Here is an 18,140-nt window from a genome sequence, read left to right as displayed (position 1 = left end):
CAGGCTCCTCGATTAGCAAGTGGTAGGGCTGGTCCAGCGAGTCATCCAAGTCAGTTCCTCGCGGGCCGCAGTGAGTACGCCTTCGCGGGTGGTGAAGGAGTGACCCTCGTTGTAGAGCAGGACGAGGCGGGCGTGTCCGCCCGCGGCCAGCAGCGTGTCGTAGAACGTCCAGGCCTGCAGGGCGTCGGTGACGCCGTTGGCGTCGGCGCTGCCCTGCAGGATGAGTACCGGGCAGTCGATGTTCCTGGCGTGATAGGCCAGGGTGAAGCCGTCGTAGACGTCGCGGGCATGCCACAGGTCTCGGAGTTCGTCGTGGAAACCGCGCGGTGTCAGAGTGCGGTTGTAGGCGCCCGCGCGCAGGATCGCGCATCGGAAGACCCCGGAGGAGTGCGCCAGGACTACGCCCGCGCACGCCGCGCCAAAACTGTGACCGACCAGCGCCATGCGCCCGACATCCACCCGCCCGCTCGTGGCCAGTGCCGCGCGCAGGTCGCTCACCGCAGTTGTGAGCCGAGTACGAATATCGGCAAAGCTCACCGACCCGCCGCCCGGCAACCGGACATACAGGCCGGCCACCGCGTTCCCGGAGCCCAGCTGCGCTCGAGTCAACGGTGGCGTCGAGTCCACCGGCCTCGTCGGTTCTGGCAGCGGGCTCTGCGGCGGGACCATGCACAGCTCCACCAGCACGGCGGGTCGGCTGCGACTATGGGCTTCCGCCGGGGGCGGGTCATACACCTGGTAAGCAGTCCACGGGTTCAACCGCCCACCCGTCTCACCTGCTCGCCGTCGCGCGTGAGACGGCTTCGGGGCCGCGAGGCGGTGCACGGCAGTCGTGGCCATGCCGTGCTCGCCGCGGGCCCGGCGTTCGAGAGACCAAGCCCCTGCCTCGCGTCGTTCGATGAGCGTGAACCGGTCGGTGAGGAAGGCCACTCGTCCGGGGGCCGCATCCGCGTCGGGTACGCAACGCGGCGGCTCCGATCGCCCGTCCTCGGCCAGCGCGATCAGCCGCTCGCCCGGAGTGCCGAGCCCGTCGACCCCGACCACCGAATCCCCGTCGGTCGGCACGATCCGTATTCGGCACGGTCCCCGCGCGGCCCGGACCTGGGCATCGTCGAGGAACCGAACCACCCGGGCGCTCCCGGCACGATCAGCGATGAGCAGTTGCCGACCGCCATCACGGTCCGCCCCGGCCGCACTCATCAGGGGTTCGGTGACCGCGAGAACACCTCCCGACCGAGTCGGAAGCCACGCAGCGACCGGAGCCGCAATGCGAATCCGTCCTCTCGCGGCATCATCTGCGAGCGAGCGGAACACCATCCCCTCATCGCCCCGCTCCGCCACCATCACGTCGCCACGTGGACCCGGTTGCCAGCGCACCGCGCCAACAGGCCATCTGCCCAGCGGCCGGATCGGCTCCGATCCTCCCGGACAGTGGATCTCATACCGGGTAGTGCCCTCGGACAGCAGATCCGCCACATCACCCGGCGGATCGCCCACAGCCACCAGCACACGATCCCCGCCGGGCTCGAGTTGGCAGTCGGCCACCACACATCCCTCGCGCAGAACTGAGACCACTCCCGCTGTCCCCGGATCGACGACTACCAGGTCGACCCGGGCGGCTGCGCCAATCGCTACCAGATCATGATGGTAGGCGGGCTCCTCTCCGCCCTCCGGCCGCGGAGAAGGCGGATCGTCCCATTCGGGCTCGGCGACGATATCGTCGCGCGGATCAATGGCGCTGCGGTCGACCGATTCCCGCGCGACCAGGAGGTGCCCATCACAGGTCCACCACAGCGGCGATCCTCCCATCTCCGCGTGATTGCCTGCAGCGCCCAGTAGCGACCAGCTGACCAGTAGCTCTGGCACAACCCAGTGCGCACCGGACGCCACGTCCAGTACCCACACGCCGTGCCCATTGCCTTCGTCGGAGGGCGTGAGCCCTGCCAGGAACCGACCGTCCTGGCTCCACACCGGCGCTCCCACAACCCATCCCGGCCAGCTGGCCAGCAGTCCGCCGCCAGCTGTGTCGTACACCGCCACCCGACCGGCACGCGGAGCCAGCCGGGCGATCACGCACCGCGTGGCGTCATAGACGAACGGACCGTAGCCCAAGAGCAGCACGGGGAACTTCGGCCGCGGGGGGTACGCCACCCACTCCACCACCGCGACCCGGCGCCCATCCGGACCGACCGCGTATCCTGCGCAGATGGGAGCGGCCACCTCCGCCGCGAGTTCCCCCAGCACAGCTTCGAAACTCACGTCGGCACCCCTCATCCGAGTGCATGCCCATGCATTCGGCTACCAGGACAAGCCGAGACCCGCCGCAACGGCTCGGCTGGGTCGAAAACGTGCCCAGCGAACGCGACCGGCCGATGAACGCAACAGTTCATAGACGGTCGGCGCAAGGTCACCCGAACAATTACTGCAGCAATGCGATTTGAGTGTTAGCGATAAGCTCACGATACGCCGCCGCGGCCGCTTCGTCAGGGCCTTCACCCATCAACAGCCAGGCCCGGTGCCCTCACCAACCCGGAACAACCTCCCTGGACATCACAGCTAGACCTGCCAAGAACCTCGGACGCTTGGGCGCCACACCAATTGGCGAGATCCGGCCCTCGGATGTCCGGAACTGGCTCGACCAGCTCCACCGCGGGCGTCCGTGGAAAGACGGTTGCCCACTAGGCGAGAACTCGGTGGCACTGCACTTCCAGTTCCTGCGCACCGTCCTCCACGTGGCCGTCGACGACGGCATCCTCACCACGAACCCTTGCAAGAAAGTCAAAGTTCGCGAACGGCCCGACAGCGCCAAATCCGTGGCACAACTACTCACCTGGGCCAGGTGTGGGCGCTGATCGCCAACACGAACCAACAAACGGGATGCATGATGCTGGCCTGCGCGTCTGCGACATCGATTTCCTGTGCCGGGAGATCCATGTCGTCCAGCAGGCCAACCACTTTCGCGGAAAACCGCCCACGACCCGATTGAAGACTCGCACCAATAAGCGGACGGTTCCGCTGCCCGCGGATGCGCACAACGCGCCCAGCGCCTTCCTCACCACGGTGCAGCGCAACCGAAACGACCTCGTGTTCCGCACCAAGGCCGGAAATCCCTGGTGCGCCGACGGAATGGGCGAACGGTTCCGCGCGGTCGCCGAGAAAGCGCAAGTGCCGCAGGGCTTCACCCCGCACGATCTGCGGCACTTCTACGCCTCGGCGCTCATTCGGAACGGCTCCTCGGTCAAGACAGTTCAAGTCCGACTGGGCCACGCCGACGCGGAGACGACGCTGAGGGTTTACACCCATCTGTGGCCCGATCAGGATGCCCACACTCGCACCGCGATCGAGACCGCCTTCGGCCGCATCCACAGTGATACCCCCGATGGGTGCACCCCTGGAAACGATCGAGTTTCCGACCTGAGACGGGACAGCGGCCGTCTTCTGAGCACCGAAACCGCCTCTGATCAGGACAGTTTCAGCGAACGCCCGATGATCTCCTTCATGATCTCGGGCGGGGTTTCGGACAGCTGGACAGGGGCGGTTTGTCCATCTACCTGCACAAACAGCATCCCGACACATCCCGTCGATTCCCGTCGAATCGCAATGATTCCACATCTGCGGCGAGACCCAGACGGGATCCGGCCTATACCCGTACGGGGTAACTTGCGCGAGTGGGCGCCAACCTACGACGCTCTGGATCGTAAGGTTGGATTTCCATACCCAGGACGCCCCGGCAATCGCCAGACAGCATCTGCCGTGGTAGCAGAATGTCAGGGACCGTCGTTGTGCGCGGCATCCGACTCCACAAGGATCCACAAGGGAAGGCGCACTCCGGCGAGGCATCCTAACGTTGGCGTGTCACATAGCGACACGCCAACGATTTTCGGCATGCGCAATCGCTTGGCTACCAGAAGTCGCAACCGATATCTCGACGGGTCTCACCTGCGTTTCCCGTCGCGCTGACAGGATTCGAACCTGCGGCCCCTTGACCCCCAGTACGGCCAGTGAAGAGAAATTGCGATGGCAACGGTCGACTTGCCCGAACCGGAATTGCCGCAGAGAACGACCAGCCGGTCGGCGCAGCTTCGAACCGAAAGCGCTGCGGGGAGTTCCACGCCGACGTCGGCGGCCGAGGCGAATCGCCTAGCGGCCTCGAGGTCGGGACTCGACTGGAGGAGGAGATCGAGATGACAGATGCAACTTCGACAAGGACAAGCCCAACTCGGGCACGAGTGCGTGCACCGGACCGTGCGAGGTCTTCTGGCCGCCCTATAAGGCGAGCACGAACGACGTGCCGAGTGGTCCCTACACGATCATCAAACGCGACGACGGCTCTCCGCAGTGGGCCTACAAGGGCAAGCCGTTGTACTTCTTCTCAAAAGACGCCCGGCAGGGCGACAGGAACGGCGATAACTGCCAAGGGGTGTGGCACGTGGTCGCGCCGTAGGCGTTCAATCGGCCGATGCGTGGGACTTGGACTCTCGAGTCTTTCGAGGGTGGCGACGCCATAACCACCGCAGGGTCCCGGCTCGGCGCGCCCGCCTATTGCGGCGGGCCGCCAACCGTGCCACGGAACCACGCGCCTGGGCGGGCGTGCCGACAACATCCTCAAGGTATGAGCGAACGTTCTGTCACGCAGTCGATCTCGCTCACCGATCCGCCCGCCCAGCGGCATTGTCAGTGCGTTTGTCCGTGTCAGCCTGACTGCCTTCGTCCGGACTGTCGTGGGAGCGATCCCGCTGAAATCGAAGGTTAGGCCATGGTCCGTCAGCCACTGATGGTTATCCGTCTTGCGACTGGATGGTGACTACACGACTGGATGGGTCGACCACGCGGGACCAACCCGCTGTCGGCGGCGTCCCCCACCATTCGCGACCGTCACCCTCGACCCAGTCGCAGTGGTCAGGCCCGCCGCCCCCAAGCTGTACATCGAGGAAGTTCGATGCCTGCCATCGCGCAGTAACCTCAGTCCGATCCGCGCCGGTCGGATCGAGCGGCATGCCAGTTAGCGGTGAGATGTAGGCGTGGCCGAACCGTACTCCGAACTTGCCGTTGACATTGCGATATCGCGCGCAGAGCGCCAATTCCTTGTCGACCCAGCAATCTTCGACCGTGTGTAGCGAATGTGCCTGCGCCGCAAGCCAGACGAAGTTCTCGGCAACAGCGATGGCCCATCGGGAAAGCGGCTCGATCACGAGGTCGGCATACGCCGGATCCTCCGGTCCTCGACGCACCAGCTCTCTCGGCCGTCGAGCCGAAACCGGTGTGGTCGAGCCACTCCTCATTGGCACTTTACGTTCGGCGCTCATCACTGGCCGCCATGAGGCAAGTCCTGAGGGACGCCCTGAGGGAGATTATTGATCCAGTCCGGACAACGCGTCGAGCCTTCACAGTGTGCGGTCACTACACCAACTTCTCCTGCTTCTGGATCATCCTTCAATTTTGCATAATCTACCACAACTCTGACCCACACCGATTCGACAGTCACCCATTGTCCAGTACGGCGGTCCTTGATTTGGCGTGCCCATTCTTTTCGGAAGGCCCAGCGGGTGGGGGTCTGTTGTTCGGATGTGCCCGGGTAAGCCAGTGTTACACCCACCACCGAATCGTCCAGGAGATTGTGCTTTCCGACAACCTTCGTGTGACCAAATCCAGCCCCCTCCAAATTATTCGCGGTCGGATCCCAAAATCCGACACGATACGGTACAGAGTCACCCCATTGATCGACTAACCTAGTGTGGATCTTGGACTCTGGCCTCTCGGGCCTGTCAGGTTGCTTGCCAGTGAAGTCGGTGTTGTTGATTGGGTCGGCGTTGGCGTAGTCGTAGTCGTTGGCTGATCCGCCTGCAACGGGGTCGACTTGCAAGAATCGGCCAAGAACCGGCAGGTAGGTGCGGGCTCCCATTTCGATAGCTTGCGCTCCGGCCAGATGCTCGATGGGGAGTTGGTGCTGGCCGAGCCAGCCGAAATCCATACCGCCTTCCGCGGTCGAGGGGATCGGTATGTCACCGATAGCGCCAGTGGCCGGATCGATGTTCTGCCCGTACGGGTCGTACAGATAAATCGCGGCGGAGCGGGCAGCCGTGCCGTCGGCAGTGAACAAGACGTCGCCATGGATGTTCGGGTACGACCAATTGGTTTGCCCAGGCGTCGGCGCTTGCATGTGTCGTGCTGGAGCGGAGCTCGACGCCGACGGGGTTTTCACGGACGGCGATGGAGCGCCACTGGTCCCGGTCGGTTCGGTCTTCGTCGGCGCAGGACTTGTCGGCGATGCGGTTGTCGTGGGCGTGGATATCGACGTGGCCGGTAGTTGGTCTCTTGCTATAACGGGTTTCGCCGCGGGCGTGACCGACGTGGAACTCGTGTGTGCGGTCGTCGTGGCCGAGCTGGTTGGGGAGGGTGCCACTAATGTCGTTCTGGACGGTGGGGCCGGAGCCTGTGGGTGTGTCGTCGCCGAGGCGGATGCGTGCGGGCCCGGCGTTTTGGTCGGAACAGCGCTGGACGGTGCCGCAGTCTGCGGCGGGTGGGGTGTGGACGTCGACGGCGCTGCGGTCGGGGTGGCTGGTATTGCGCTGGGCGCCGAGGTCGATGGCGTGGCCGCAGCGCGGGCAGCCGGGAAGCCTTGAGCCGGTTGGGTATAGGTCTTGGTCAACAGCACCCCGCCGGGAAGCCCGAGGATTCGTTGCAGCATTGCCCCGGAGCTGTCGAGTACGACGTCCGGGCTGGCGGCACCGCTGCTGTATCCGTAATGTGCGGTGCCGTTTTGTTCAGGTTTCGTCGCCCCGGTGACGGTGCGGGTGATAAGTCGGCCGGCTGGGTCGTAGCTGTAGGAGATCAGGGTTCCTGCAGCGTTTTTGGTGGAGATGTGGCGTTTGGTGGCGTCGTAGCCGAGTTCATCGCCGCCGACTTTGATGGCGTCGCCGTGGGTGTCGTAGGCGACCGCGAGGGTGGTGGCTCCGTTGGTGGACAGCAGTCTGTCGGCGTTGTCGTAGCAGTAGGTGGTGACCGCGGGCGCGCCGCCGTCGAGAACGTCGGTGAACGAGGTGCGGTTGGTGTTGTGGCCCGCTGATTGCGCTGGGCCACAACCGTTTCCGCCGTCGAACGCGTAGCTCAGCTGGTGGTGCGGCACCGTCGCGGCGACCAATCGACCGACACTGTCGTAGGTGTAGGCGTAGAACGCGACCGGTTTCCCGTCGGCGGTGACGACGTCATCAGTGATCCGATTGCTACGGGAGCGGGTGACCGCGTCGACCACTGTGGACTGCGACGCCTGCCAAGTCAACGCAGTCGGACTGCCCGAGGCGTTGCGGTCGAGGGCGTCGAGGCGAGACCCGTTGCCGTAGGCGACATTCGCGAGTTCTCCCGCATTGGTGTAACCGGGGGTGGCGATCGTGTTGCCATCGAGCGTCTGCGCGGTCAGGCGCGAGGCGTCGTCCCAGGCGTAGGTGCTGGTGCTGGTGGTTCCTTTGACGGTGACAACGTTTTTGGTAACGCGTCCGGCCTGGTCATAGGTAGCGTCGGAGACGACTCCGGAGGCATCGGTGGAATGGACGATGCGACCGTTGAGGTCGGTGACGGTGGTGAGGGTTCCGGAATCGTCGATGACCTTCGTGGTCAGTGGGTCCCCGCCGACGGCATAGTCGTAGGTAAGCGTGCGGGCAGGTTTGCCGCCGAACGCGGGGAAGATTTGCTTGGCTACCCGCCCGCGGGCGTCGTAGCTGATACAAACCCAGCCGCCGTCACCGATCCGGGAGGCGACGACACGACCCGTGTTGTCGTATACCGATTCCCCGACCAACGCGGGCCCATCGACCGGTTTGGCTCCGGTGACGGTTTTGGCCAGCCCGGCTTGATTCGCCGCCGGCGCTTTCGCGTCGCACGGGTTCGCACGTGTCTCGCGGTCGCCGTAATAGGTTGTGGTGCTTCGCTTGTCGACGGAACCGATATCTCCGGCCGGTAGCGCTCCGGCGAGACTACGCAGGTATCCGTCGCCGGGTTTTTCGTAACTGTGGCGTGCAGTGAGGTTCAGCCCACCGGGGTCTGCTGTAGTCGACACCGCCAGCCCGAACACTGGGTCGACTCCCGCACCTGGATCCGAGAAGCTCGTCGCTGTGTGGCCGGACGGGGCGCGTTCCACGCTACCGCCGGAGGTGTCCTCGGCGAGCGAACCGGTCGCCAACCCATAACTCGGCGCCAGATTCTGCCCCGGTACCGTGACCGGTGTCGACACACCCGGCGGCGTCCAGGTGAAGTTCAGGGCACCGGAGGTGCCGGAGCGGTTGTAGTAGTCGACCCGAAGCCGATGCCAGCTCCCCGCAACCGCATTCGTGTATTTGCCGGGAACGGCGAGGGAAGCCTTGTCGGTCCACGAGTCCACCAGCAGCACATCGTCGAGCCACAACCGGACCCCGTCGACCACGGTGAACCCAACCCCGTAGTCACCTGGGGCGGGGAATTGGATCTCACCGGTGAAACGGCCCGACCAGCCATCGGAATTCGGGACGGGCGGGGCGCTTCCCCATGCCCCTGAGAGGGCCCCATCGGCCGGACCGACACCGGTCGCCCACACCTTCGGCACCCCAGAGAGGAACCGGTTGTCGTAGAACTGTGCCTGTAATCCGGTCAGGCCCTGGTCGTAGTTGGTGTGGCTGTGCGGCATCGCCCCCGCGCACGCAGCGGTCGGAGTCTGCCCGGTGAAACACGACGCAGGCGCTGGCCCGTATTTGTCGGTCGGACGATCAGCGTGATCGTAGCCGATGGTGGACCGCCGCCCTGCCGCATCAACGACGGCCAGCGGCAGATCCTTTTTCGGGTTCCATTCCGCGCTCGTACTGATACCCGTGCCGTCGGTGGATACCAATGCACGTCCGGCGTCGTCCCAGGTGACCTTGCGGGCGAACCCGATCTTCGGGTTCAATCCCGCCACTTGCATCGCTGCTTGTTTGTGGGGGAAGTCGTAGCCGTAGGTGCGTTGTTCCCGGGTAGGTATCTGCCCGAAGCCGCCGATGGCCGGCAGTTGCACCTTCGCTACCCGATACCTCTGTTCCCGCTCGGAATTCTCATCGCCAGGGATATCGGGCATCAGGGCATAGCCGATATCGGTCACCGCCTCCGAGTGCAGGGAGAATGGGGGTTGAGCCGCGATCCAGTCGTTGCCGAGCGGGCTGCGGATCTTCGTTATCGGGCCGTGCGGGCCGTCTCGGTCTTCGATCGGGTCCACGGTGTTGCAGATATCTGGTTTGCCCTTCTGCGGATTCGGGCGGCATTCCTTCTTCTCCAGGATCCGCAGATACGCGAAGTCCGACTGCACCCCGCCGGGATTCTCGATCCGCTGCAAAGTCAACCGGTCATACCAGAGACGGGTCTCGGTGCCGTCCCAGTAGATGATCCGACACAACTTGCCCTGCGGCGCGCTCGTCGCGCCCTGGGGTTTGGTCGCGCCGCCGTAGCAGGAGTCGCTGTTGTCGATGTTGTACGACAGCGTGTGTGACCGGCCCGATACCGGGTCTTTGATCTGCGTCAGCCGTGGCGGAGTGCCAGCGTAAACGTATTGCAGCGCAGCAGGTTTCTTGCTGTCCAGCACCGTCGACACCGCGGCCAGGGTGCCGTCGGGGTTGAACAGCGACACCACACCGTTCTCGGTGACCGAGATCCGGCCGTTCGCGTCGAACGCGAGCACTCCATCCTCGTCCGGTGGTGGTGCGTATCCACCGGCGGTGCGTGCCCAGGAGTGCGCGCCGCCCGCGGTGTCGGTCAGCACCACCGCGCCGTCGAGCAGTTCGGCGTGGGTGTAGCCGCTGGCGGGTGCGGCGAGCTGCCAGCCCGGCGGCAGCGGCGAAACATCCTGCGGGAACAGCGATTCGGTCTCGGCGATCTTCGACCGCACCGGGTCGGGCCGCACCCACAACTGCATCACGCCCGGATCCAGACTGCGGTGATACAACTCCACTTTCACCGGGACACGCTGGTTCTGCTTCAGAGCGATCGCATCGGTCCAGCCGTCCAATCCGGTTTTGATCTGGTCGATGTTGAACCGGTCGGGGTGGTCATAGATCAGTTTGTCGTTCACCCAGATCTTCGCGCCATCAATGTGCGCACCGGTGAACTGATAGTTCCCGGGATCCTCGGCTTGGAAGTAGCCCTCCCATCGGATCACGTACCAGTCCGGCGCCAATGCCGGTGGCCGCGTGCGGGATTCCCATGCTCCTGGCACCAGCGACCCGTTCGGGTTCGTCAACGGGGTCGACCAATTCAGATTCACCTGCGACTCGCCACGCACCAGGACCGGTGCGTCGTCGGGGGTGCCGTTGTGTCGGGAATCGTTGAAATACGACGCCCGCATCCCATGCGCTTCACCGGCTTGGGAGTTGTAGGTGAACTTCACCCCCGCATTCCCGCCGACGGCTGTGAATCCTGGGCCGCTGACCTCGGTGTGAGCGTTGCCGTTGAACAGGTTCACCTGCACCGGCCCGATCGTGTCGGTGGGTACCGGCCCGGGTGCCCCGATGCGCTGATCGACCCGGAAATGCCCCACCCAATGCGCCGGGGTCGTCGTCACCCCACCCTTGATCGCGGTATCGACGGTCCACGTGTAGCGACCACCGTCGTGCAACACATACCGCGGCACCGTCCACGACGGCGCATCCAAGCAACCGGAATCCACGACACTGCCCGAGCGGCCGTCCACCCCGGTGGAGATCTTGAAGCAATATTGCGTCGCGTCCCCGGACGGATTGCTCACCGCGCTGGATTGCAGCGTCGGAGTAAGGGTCGACAACACTGCGTCGTCCACGGGCCCGACCATCGCCGATTCCGGTGCAGCGGTGCCGTAGTCGACGATCAACCGCACCCGCAACTGCTTGTAGGAGACCTCGTCGGTTTCGCTCCCGGCCAGCATGAACCAGGCGTTGGTGTCGTTGGCCGCGACCCGGCCGGCGACGAACTCGGTCAACGCCTTGGACTGCATCGTCCCGCCGTCCCCGATCGGCCCGGACGCCAACGCCTCCCCCACCGCGCCGAACCCGAGCGGACTGCCCGCCTTCGACACCGTCGAGGTGAACGACTTCGACGTCCCATCGGTACCCGTACGTTGGAAATCCAGCCGCGCCCCGACCACCATTTTTCCGGCGACCGGGGTGAAGTCGAACCGGAACCCCGAGCGCCACAACAGGTTCTGATTATTGGGGCGGGAGTTTCCGATCGCGATGCCGCAGGTGCTCTCACATCCCGCACTGCCGTCGGAGCGGAACGCGATCGTCGAGGGCTGCTTGTCGAAGCCGTAGGTGTAGGTCGGATCGATCGTGATCGGGAACCGCCGGGCCTTGTCAGTCAGCCACTTCTTGTCCACCGATACCGTCAGCGACCACGAGTCACCCTGGCGCGCAAGCGCGTACGCTCCACCGGCACGAGCCGGCGACTTGCCGGCTGCGGGCGAATCCCACACCGAGACCGGCGGCAAACCCGCCACGACTGCCCCGGATGCGTCGGTGAGCACGACAGTGTCGCCCTGCACCTTTGGGGTCAATGCGCCGGCGCTCATCCGGAACACCCACTGCCCCTCACCGACCCCGGTCGGCGACTTCACGATCAGCGACTCCTTGACCTCCCCCTGCGACAGTGTGTACGTCAAGTCCGTCCCCGCCAGCACGTCCGCATAGGTCACGGTCGAATCGGCCGCCGTCCGGTGAGATTTGGTGGCCCCCTGCAGCGCCATCGTGACCGCGGTGCCGTTGCGGTCGATCCGCACGAGCGACGAATCATCGCCCGACTCCGCGAATCCCACACTGCCACCCGCGATTACCGATGTCGCGGCCTTCGAATTCTTGCCCTCTGTCACCCGGGTATCAGGCGAAGCCCAACCGCCCCGCGAGTCGGGCACACTCACCGGAGATGGGGACAATGCCACCGAGCGGGTGCCGCTGGAGTTGGTGTACTCGACCGACCGTTCCGATCGGCCCGACTCCTTCGATGTCTTCGGATCGAAACTCGCCCTCGTCCCACCCGCCCCGGCCAGCGGCGCGAAGTCTGCCGCGGGCGCAGGCGAAGTATCGAGCGTGGGCCCAGACACAGGCGAAAGCAGCGGAACCACAGGCGATTTCGGGCTTGAAAGATGCGACACGATCACCTGCGTCATCGTCGCTACCAGCGCGACAGCCACCACGACCACACTTATCCGCAGCCACATCGACCATCGGGATCTACCCTTGAAAGTCCACGCAATCTTCCACATCGAGAACCCCCTCCATATTCACCCGACGCGCCACCGTGCGGCCCCCGGAAGTGACTTTGAGACTGACGAAACCCGTTGCGCTACTGCACGACACGGCTCGACTGTCGTTGCTATTGGAGCACATACCAACCGGCCGCGAAGTGGACTCGATGACGTGCCTACGATCCAGCCCTAGGGGTGCCGCGCACATTGCGACTCACCGCGCCGCCTGGTCGTGCCAGCCCACATAACGGTCCCGTTGCTATGAACTTCGCCCTCGATATAGGGACACGCAGCACGACCGACGGTCCATCACGCTGGGCTTTCAACACCTCGCCCACGAAGTAGCCCTCTAGATCGACGCCTCACCTTGAACGATTCGAACTGACTGGGCCACAACTGATCTCGGACAGAATTCTTCAAAAAACTCCCTCCCAGCACGCTAGGGGTTGTGTCAATCCCCTCGATGCATGGAGGGTGGCCCCTTTATGCGGGCCGGTCTCGCGACCAGGCCACTCCGACCGCTGAACGAACGGCCGTCATGTGAGTCTCGTCGTCGATCAGTGACAGCCGCCAGGCCGAGAGCGCCGCCGGGCCGGGTTGTAGAACCTTGCGATCCAGGTGACGATCTTCAAGCGTGCCTCAGCGCGGGTGCTGAACCGATGCCGGTGCACGAAACCCACTTTCAGCGGAGTTGAACACATCGGCAGGACTGTTATCGAGAGCCGATCTTCCGAGGCAGACGCTAGCGCATGCCACCGACGAACCCTCTGCAGTTCGGACCACTGTTGGAGCCCAGCTCGGTCTCGAACTCGAGCCTGGCGAAAAAGTGCTCATCCCCGCGCGTGCGGGGAGCACTTGGAAACGAACGAGTTTCAGACCTGAGACGGGACACAGACGGGACAGCGGCCGCCTCCTAGGCGCCGAAACCGCCTCTGATCAGGACAGTTTCAGCGAACGCCCGATGATCTCCTTCATGATCTCGGTCGTCCCGCCGTAGATGGTTTGTACGCGAGCGTCCATGTACGCCTTGGCGATCGGGTATTCGCGCATGTAGCCGTAGCCGCCGTGCAGTTGCAGGCATTTGGTGATCAGGTCGAGTTGTTCCTCGGTGCTCCACCACTTGGCCATGGCGGCTTCCTCGGCGGTGAGCTTTTCCTGGTTGAGTAATTCGATGCAGCGGTCGACGAAGACTCGGACCGCGGTGGTCTTGGTGGCCAGTTCGGCGAGTACGAAGCGCGTGTTCTGCTGGGCGCCAATGGGTTTGCCGAATGCCTTGCGGTCGCGGACGTATTGGATCGTGGTCTCCAGGCAGCCCTCCATGGCGGCGACGGCCATCACCGCGATCGACAGTCGCTCCTGCGGGAGGTTCTGCATCAGGTGGATGAAGCCCTGGCCCTCGGTACCGAGCAGATTCTTACCGGGCACCCGGACGTCGGTGAAGCTCAGCTCGGCGGTGTCCTGGGCCTTGAGCCCGATCTTGTCGAGATTGCGGCCGCGTTCGAAACCGGGCATGCCGCGTTCGACCACCAGCAGCGAGAAGCCCAGCGCGCCCTTCTCGGGGTCGGTCTGCGCGACCACGATCACGATATCGGAGTTGATGCCGTTGGTGATGAAGGTCTTGGCGCCGTTGAGGATCCAGTCGTCGCCGTCCTTGACCGCGCGGGTCTTGATGCCTTGCAGATCCGAACCGGTGCCGGGTTCGGTCATCGCGATGGCGGTGATCAGCTCGCCGGAACAGAACGGAGGCAGCCAGCGTCGCTTCTGCTCCTCATTGGCCAGCTCGAGCAGATAGGGCGCGATGACATCGTTGTGCAGTCCGAAACCCAGTCCGGAGTACTGCGCCTTGGTCACCTCCTCGGTGACGATCGCGTTGTAGCGGAAGTCCTTCACGCCCCCGCCGCCGAATTCCTCCGGCACCGCCATACCGAGGAAACCCTGCTTACCGGCCTCCAGCCAGACCTCGCGATCGACGATGCCCTGTTCTTCCCACTGCGCGTGCCGGGATGCGACGTGCTGATCGAGAAACTTGCGAAACGATTCCCGAAACAGCTCATGCTCGGGCTCGAAAAGAGTGCGCTCCACGCCAACCTCCCAGTGACAACATCGGCTTGGCCACTACGGTACCCGGAAGTCGAATCGTCGTTCACTTCGGACGGCATAAAAATGCCCTCACCTTTGAAGGTGAGGGTCAGATCGACATCGTTGGCGACCTGAACGGCGGTAAACCTCAAACGCCGACCGCGCCGCGCACCCGCCCCCACAGCGTGCGCCCGGAGTCGCGCTCGCGCTCGTCGAGCAGGAACTTCAACTCCTCCTCGAGCGCCTTGCGCACGACCGCCTGCAGTTCGGCCGCGGCCGCGTCCACATCGTCGGCCTCCGACCACGGCGTGGTCTCGATCGGCGAGCCGACCGAGTAGTAGAACCGTTCCGGACGCGGAATCCAGGTCGGCCCGAGCCCGCGCATCAGCGGCGGGGTGAGTTCACGGCGGATGCCCAGCGCCTCCACGGTCCGGCGCAGCGGCCACATGACCGGATGGTCGCCGTCGAAGACCACATCGAACACATCGTCCGCGCCGATCATGGCCACCGGCAGGATCGGCGCGCCCGATTCGATCGCCATGCGCGCGAAGCCGGTGCGTCCCTCCCACTTGAGGACGTACTTCTCCCCCTTGCGGCGCATGGCTTCCCGGCCGCCGCCCGGAAAGACGATCACCGCCTCACCGTTGGCCAGCAGCGTGCGGCAGTTGCCGCGATTGCCGCGCACGCTGCCCATCCGATGCACCAGATCGCGCACCGGAGGCAGCCGCATCAACACGTTCTCCGCCAGGCCGCGCACCAGACGTCCACGGCGGAGCAGGATTTCGTGCACCAGCAGCGGCGCGTCCACCCCGCCGAGCAGGGTGTGATTGCCGACCAGCAGCACCGGGCCGTCGTCGGGGATGTTGTCCAGTCCATAGAAGCGCGGACTGGTCCAAGCCCGCACGGGTGCGGTCAGCGCGTCGGCGATCAGCCGATCGACCTCACTCCACGACATGTGCAACGGCGCACCGTCGCTGAGTCGTGTTGCCGGGGAATCGTTTCCGGACAAAAGCACCCTCCCTGCATTCGTTTTCAATAACGCCATGGTAACGAAAACGGCAGGCAGGCACAGAATACGAAACCGTCAGCCCGGTTGGCTCGCAGCGCCGTTGGTACTCGCGAACGCGTACGGAGTCAACGCCCCGACCAATGCGTGCGGCACCTTCGCGCGCACCAGGGTGCCACCCTCCTCGTGGCTGGACTCGAGGATCCGGCCGTCGGAATGCACCCGGGCGAGCAGATCGCCGCGCGAATAGGGCAGCAGCACACTGACCTCGACATCCAGTTTGCCGAGGATATCGCCGAGTCGATCGCGCAGCTCCCCGAGACCGCGGCCCGTGCGCGCCGAGACGAAGACCGCATTGGGCAACTGGGCCCGCAGATGCGCCAGATCGGTCGCGTCCAGCGCGTCGATCTTGTTGACCACCAGCAGTTCCGGCGGCGCGGTCGCCTCGGATTCGCGCAGCACGTCGGCGATCACCTCGCGCACGGCCTTGATCTGCAGATCGGGCATCGGATCCGAGCCGTCCACCACATGCAGCAGCAGATCCGCGCCGGTGACCTCCTCGAGGGTGGACCGGAACGCCTCGACCAGCTGGGTGGGCAGATGTCGCACGAAGCCGACGGTATCGGTGAACACGACCTCGCGGCCGTCCTCGAGGGCGGCTCGGCGGGTGGTCGGATCCAGGGTCGCGAACAGCGCGTCCTGTACCAGAATGCCCGCGCCGGTGAGCGCGTTCATCAGGCTGGATTTCCCGGCGTTGGTGTAGCCGACGATCGCCACGGCCGGAATGCCACTGGCGTCGCGGCGGCCGCGCTTGGTGTCGCGCGCGGTCTTCATCTCACGGATCTCGCGGCGCAGCTTGGCCATCCGCTCGCGAATGCGGCGGCGATCGGTTTCGATCTTGGTCTCACCCGGACCGCGCAGACCCACGCCGCCGCCGCTGCCGCCGGCGCGACCACCGGCCTGCCGCGACATCGACTCACCCCAGCCGCGCAGGCGCGGCAGCATGTACTCCATCTGGGCCAGCGAGACCTGCGCCTTGCCCTCGCGGGAGGTGGCGTGCTGGGCGAAGATGTCCAGGATCAGCGCGGTGCGGTCGATGACCTTGACCTTGACGACCTTCTCCAGCGCGGTCAGCTGCGCGGGGGTCAGTTCACCATCGCAGATCACGGTATCGGCGCCGGTGTCGAGCACGACGGCACGCAACTCGTCGGCCTTACCGGAACCGATGTAGGTGGCCGGATCCGGCTTGTCGCGGCGCTGGATCAACGCGTCCAGCACCTGCGAGCCCGCGGTCTCGGCCAGTGCGGCGAGTTCGGCCATATCGGCCTCGGCGCGCGCCGCATTGCCCTCGGTCCATACCCCGACCAGTACGACGCGCTCGAGGCGCAGCTGGCGGTATTCGACCTCGGTGATATCGGTGAGTTCGGTCGACAGCCCGGCGACGCGGCGCAGTGCGCTGCGCTCGTCGAGCTGCAGCTCGCCGACGGTCGGTTCCGGCGCCCAGCCGTTACCGTCCTGCTCGTTGTCGAGCTCCTCGATGGGCGTGAACTCGTACGTCTCTGATTTCCTCATACGCCTCCATGGTCCCACGACTCAACGACAGGGCGCATCCGACTTATTTCCCCGGCGAAGAACGTGCCGGGAAACGGAGGGCTGACATGCCGGGAAACAGAGGGCGGGGCACGCCGGGAAACAGAGACCGGGGCACGCCGGGAAACAGAGACCGGGGCACGCCGGGAAACAGAGACCGGGGCACGCCGGGAAACAGAGACCGGGGCACGCCGGGAAACAGAGACCGGGGCACGCCGGGAAACAGAGACCGGGGCACGCCGGAAAGCAGAGACCGGGGCACGCCGGAAAGCAGAGACCGGGGCACGCCGGAAAGCAGAGACCGGGGCACGCCGGAAAGCAGAGGAACTGGGGAACTACAGACTCGCCCACCAGGCGCCCGCGAGACGACCTGTCGCCACGAGCACCGACGGCCCGCGCAGGGTCGCCCGGCCATGGTCGATCCCCACGGTCACCTCCCCGCCCGGCACCCGCACCCGGACCTCGCCGGAATCACCCGCGAGATCGAAGCCGTCGCGGGTGAGGGCGGCGGCGGCCGCGGCCACGGTTCCCGTTCCGCACGAACGGGTTTCGCCCACGCCGCGCTCGTAGACGCGCATATCCACCGAGCGGGCGTCGTCGAGGGCGGTGAGGATCTCGATATTGACGCCCTGCGGGAACAGCTTCGGATCGAAGCCGGGCGGAACGGTCAGATCGAGGGCGGCCAGCGCCGCGGCGGTCAACTCGGGATCCACGCAGGCCAGATGCGGATTGCCGACATCGATACCCAGACCCGGCAGGGCCCGTCCGCCGACGGTCGCGGTGGAATCGCCGAGCGTCCGCACCGGACCCATCGCGACGGTCACATCCCCGACGACCTCGTCGTGGCCGTGCACGGTGACCGGACGGGCCCCCGCCCGGCTGCCCACCACGAATTCGTCCCGCTTGTCCAGCCCGGTGGCCACCACATAGTGGGCGAACACCCGCGTCCCGTTACCGCACATCTCGGCGATGGAACCGTCGGCATTGCGGTAGTCCATGAACCAGTCATCCTCGGCCACGCCCTCCGGCAGCGACTCGAGCACCCCGGCCGCGCGCAGCGCACCGGCCCGCGCCACCCGCAGCACCCCGTCGGCCCCGATCCCGCGCTGCCGATCACACAGCGCCGCGACCCGATCCGCGCTCAACTCGAGCGCGACGTCGAGATCCGGCAGCACGACGAAATCGTTCTGCGTCCCGTGGCCCTTGGTGAATTCGATGTCTGAGTTCATATCTCCTACCGCTGTGCTGTCTTGCGCC

General features: G+C 65.3%; 10 protein-coding genes. 3 read left to right on the top strand and 7 right to left on the bottom strand.

What is annotated here, in order from left to right; translation table 11 throughout:
- Nucleotides 1-12 precede the first annotated feature (12 nt).
- A complete protein-coding gene (locus tag NP4_RS11730; protein WP_169813718.1) occupies nt 13-2,259 on the bottom strand; it encodes a S9 family peptidase in 2,247 nt (748 codons plus the stop codon).
- A gap of 182 nt (nt 2,260-2,441) precedes the next feature.
- Between NP4_RS11730 and NP4_RS43335 the strand changes: the two genes are divergently transcribed.
- The 3 genes from NP4_RS43335 (at nt 2,442) to NP4_RS43330 (ending at nt 4,444) form a co-directional block, all read left to right on the top strand.
- Nucleotides 2,442-2,852: a phage integrase SAM-like domain-containing protein gene (locus NP4_RS43335; protein ID WP_373863827.1), complete on the top strand. Its 411-nt coding sequence runs from the start codon at nt 2,442-2,444 to the stop codon at nt 2,850-2,852.
- Between the two features lie 25 nt (nt 2,853-2,877).
- On the top strand, nt 2,878-3,960 hold the full coding sequence (locus NP4_RS39845; RefSeq protein WP_082875775.1) for a tyrosine-type recombinase/integrase: 1,083 nt from the start codon (nt 2,878-2,880) through the stop codon (nt 3,958-3,960).
- Nucleotides 3,961-4,288: 328 nt separating this feature from the next.
- Nucleotides 4,289-4,444: a COG4315 family predicted lipoprotein gene (locus NP4_RS43330; protein WP_211335892.1), complete on the top strand. Its 156-nt coding sequence runs from the start codon at nt 4,289-4,291 to the stop codon at nt 4,442-4,444.
- Between the two features lie 334 nt (nt 4,445-4,778).
- On the opposite strand, the gene NP4_RS40850 is transcribed toward NP4_RS43330, so the two are convergent.
- From NP4_RS40850 to dapF, 6 genes are all read right to left on the bottom strand, one after another.
- Entirely contained in the window at nt 4,779-5,306 is a 528-nt protein-coding gene (locus tag NP4_RS40850; RefSeq protein ID WP_147287988.1) for a hypothetical protein, read from the bottom strand.
- Entirely contained in the window at nt 5,306-12,154 is a 6,849-nt protein-coding gene (locus NP4_RS11715) for a PA14 domain-containing protein (RefSeq protein ID WP_169813716.1), read from the bottom strand. Before NP4_RS11715 ends, NP4_RS40850 begins: the two co-directional genes overlap by 1 nt.
- A gap of 990 nt (nt 12,155-13,144) precedes the next feature.
- Nucleotides 13,145-14,290: an acyl-CoA dehydrogenase family protein gene (locus tag NP4_RS11710; protein ID WP_067996368.1), complete on the bottom strand. Its 1,146-nt coding sequence runs from the start codon at nt 14,288-14,290 to the stop codon at nt 13,145-13,147.
- Nucleotides 14,291-14,435: 145 nt separating this feature from the next.
- On the bottom strand, nt 14,436-15,242 hold the full coding sequence (locus NP4_RS11705) for a lysophospholipid acyltransferase family protein (RefSeq protein ID WP_067996367.1): 807 nt from the start codon (nt 15,240-15,242) through the stop codon (nt 14,436-14,438).
- Nucleotides 15,243-15,371: 129 nt separating this feature from the next.
- Nucleotides 15,372-16,865 (bottom strand): GTPase HflX, encoded by a 1,494-nt coding sequence (gene hflX / locus NP4_RS11700; RefSeq protein ID WP_067996361.1) that lies wholly within the window; start codon nt 16,863-16,865, stop codon nt 15,372-15,374.
- Between the two features lie 353 nt (nt 16,866-17,218).
- Nucleotides 17,219-18,100 (bottom strand): diaminopimelate epimerase, encoded by an 882-nt coding sequence (dapF, locus tag NP4_RS11695; protein WP_067996832.1) that lies wholly within the window; start codon nt 18,098-18,100, stop codon nt 17,219-17,221.
- Nucleotides 18,101-18,140: the final 40 nt, after the last annotated feature.

The organism is Nocardia pseudobrasiliensis NBRC 108224, assembly GCF_001613105.1.
GTDB lineage: Bacteria > Actinomycetota > Actinomycetes > Mycobacteriales > Mycobacteriaceae > Nocardia > Nocardia pseudobrasiliensis.
This window is presented reverse-complemented; position numbering and strand designations above follow the sequence as displayed.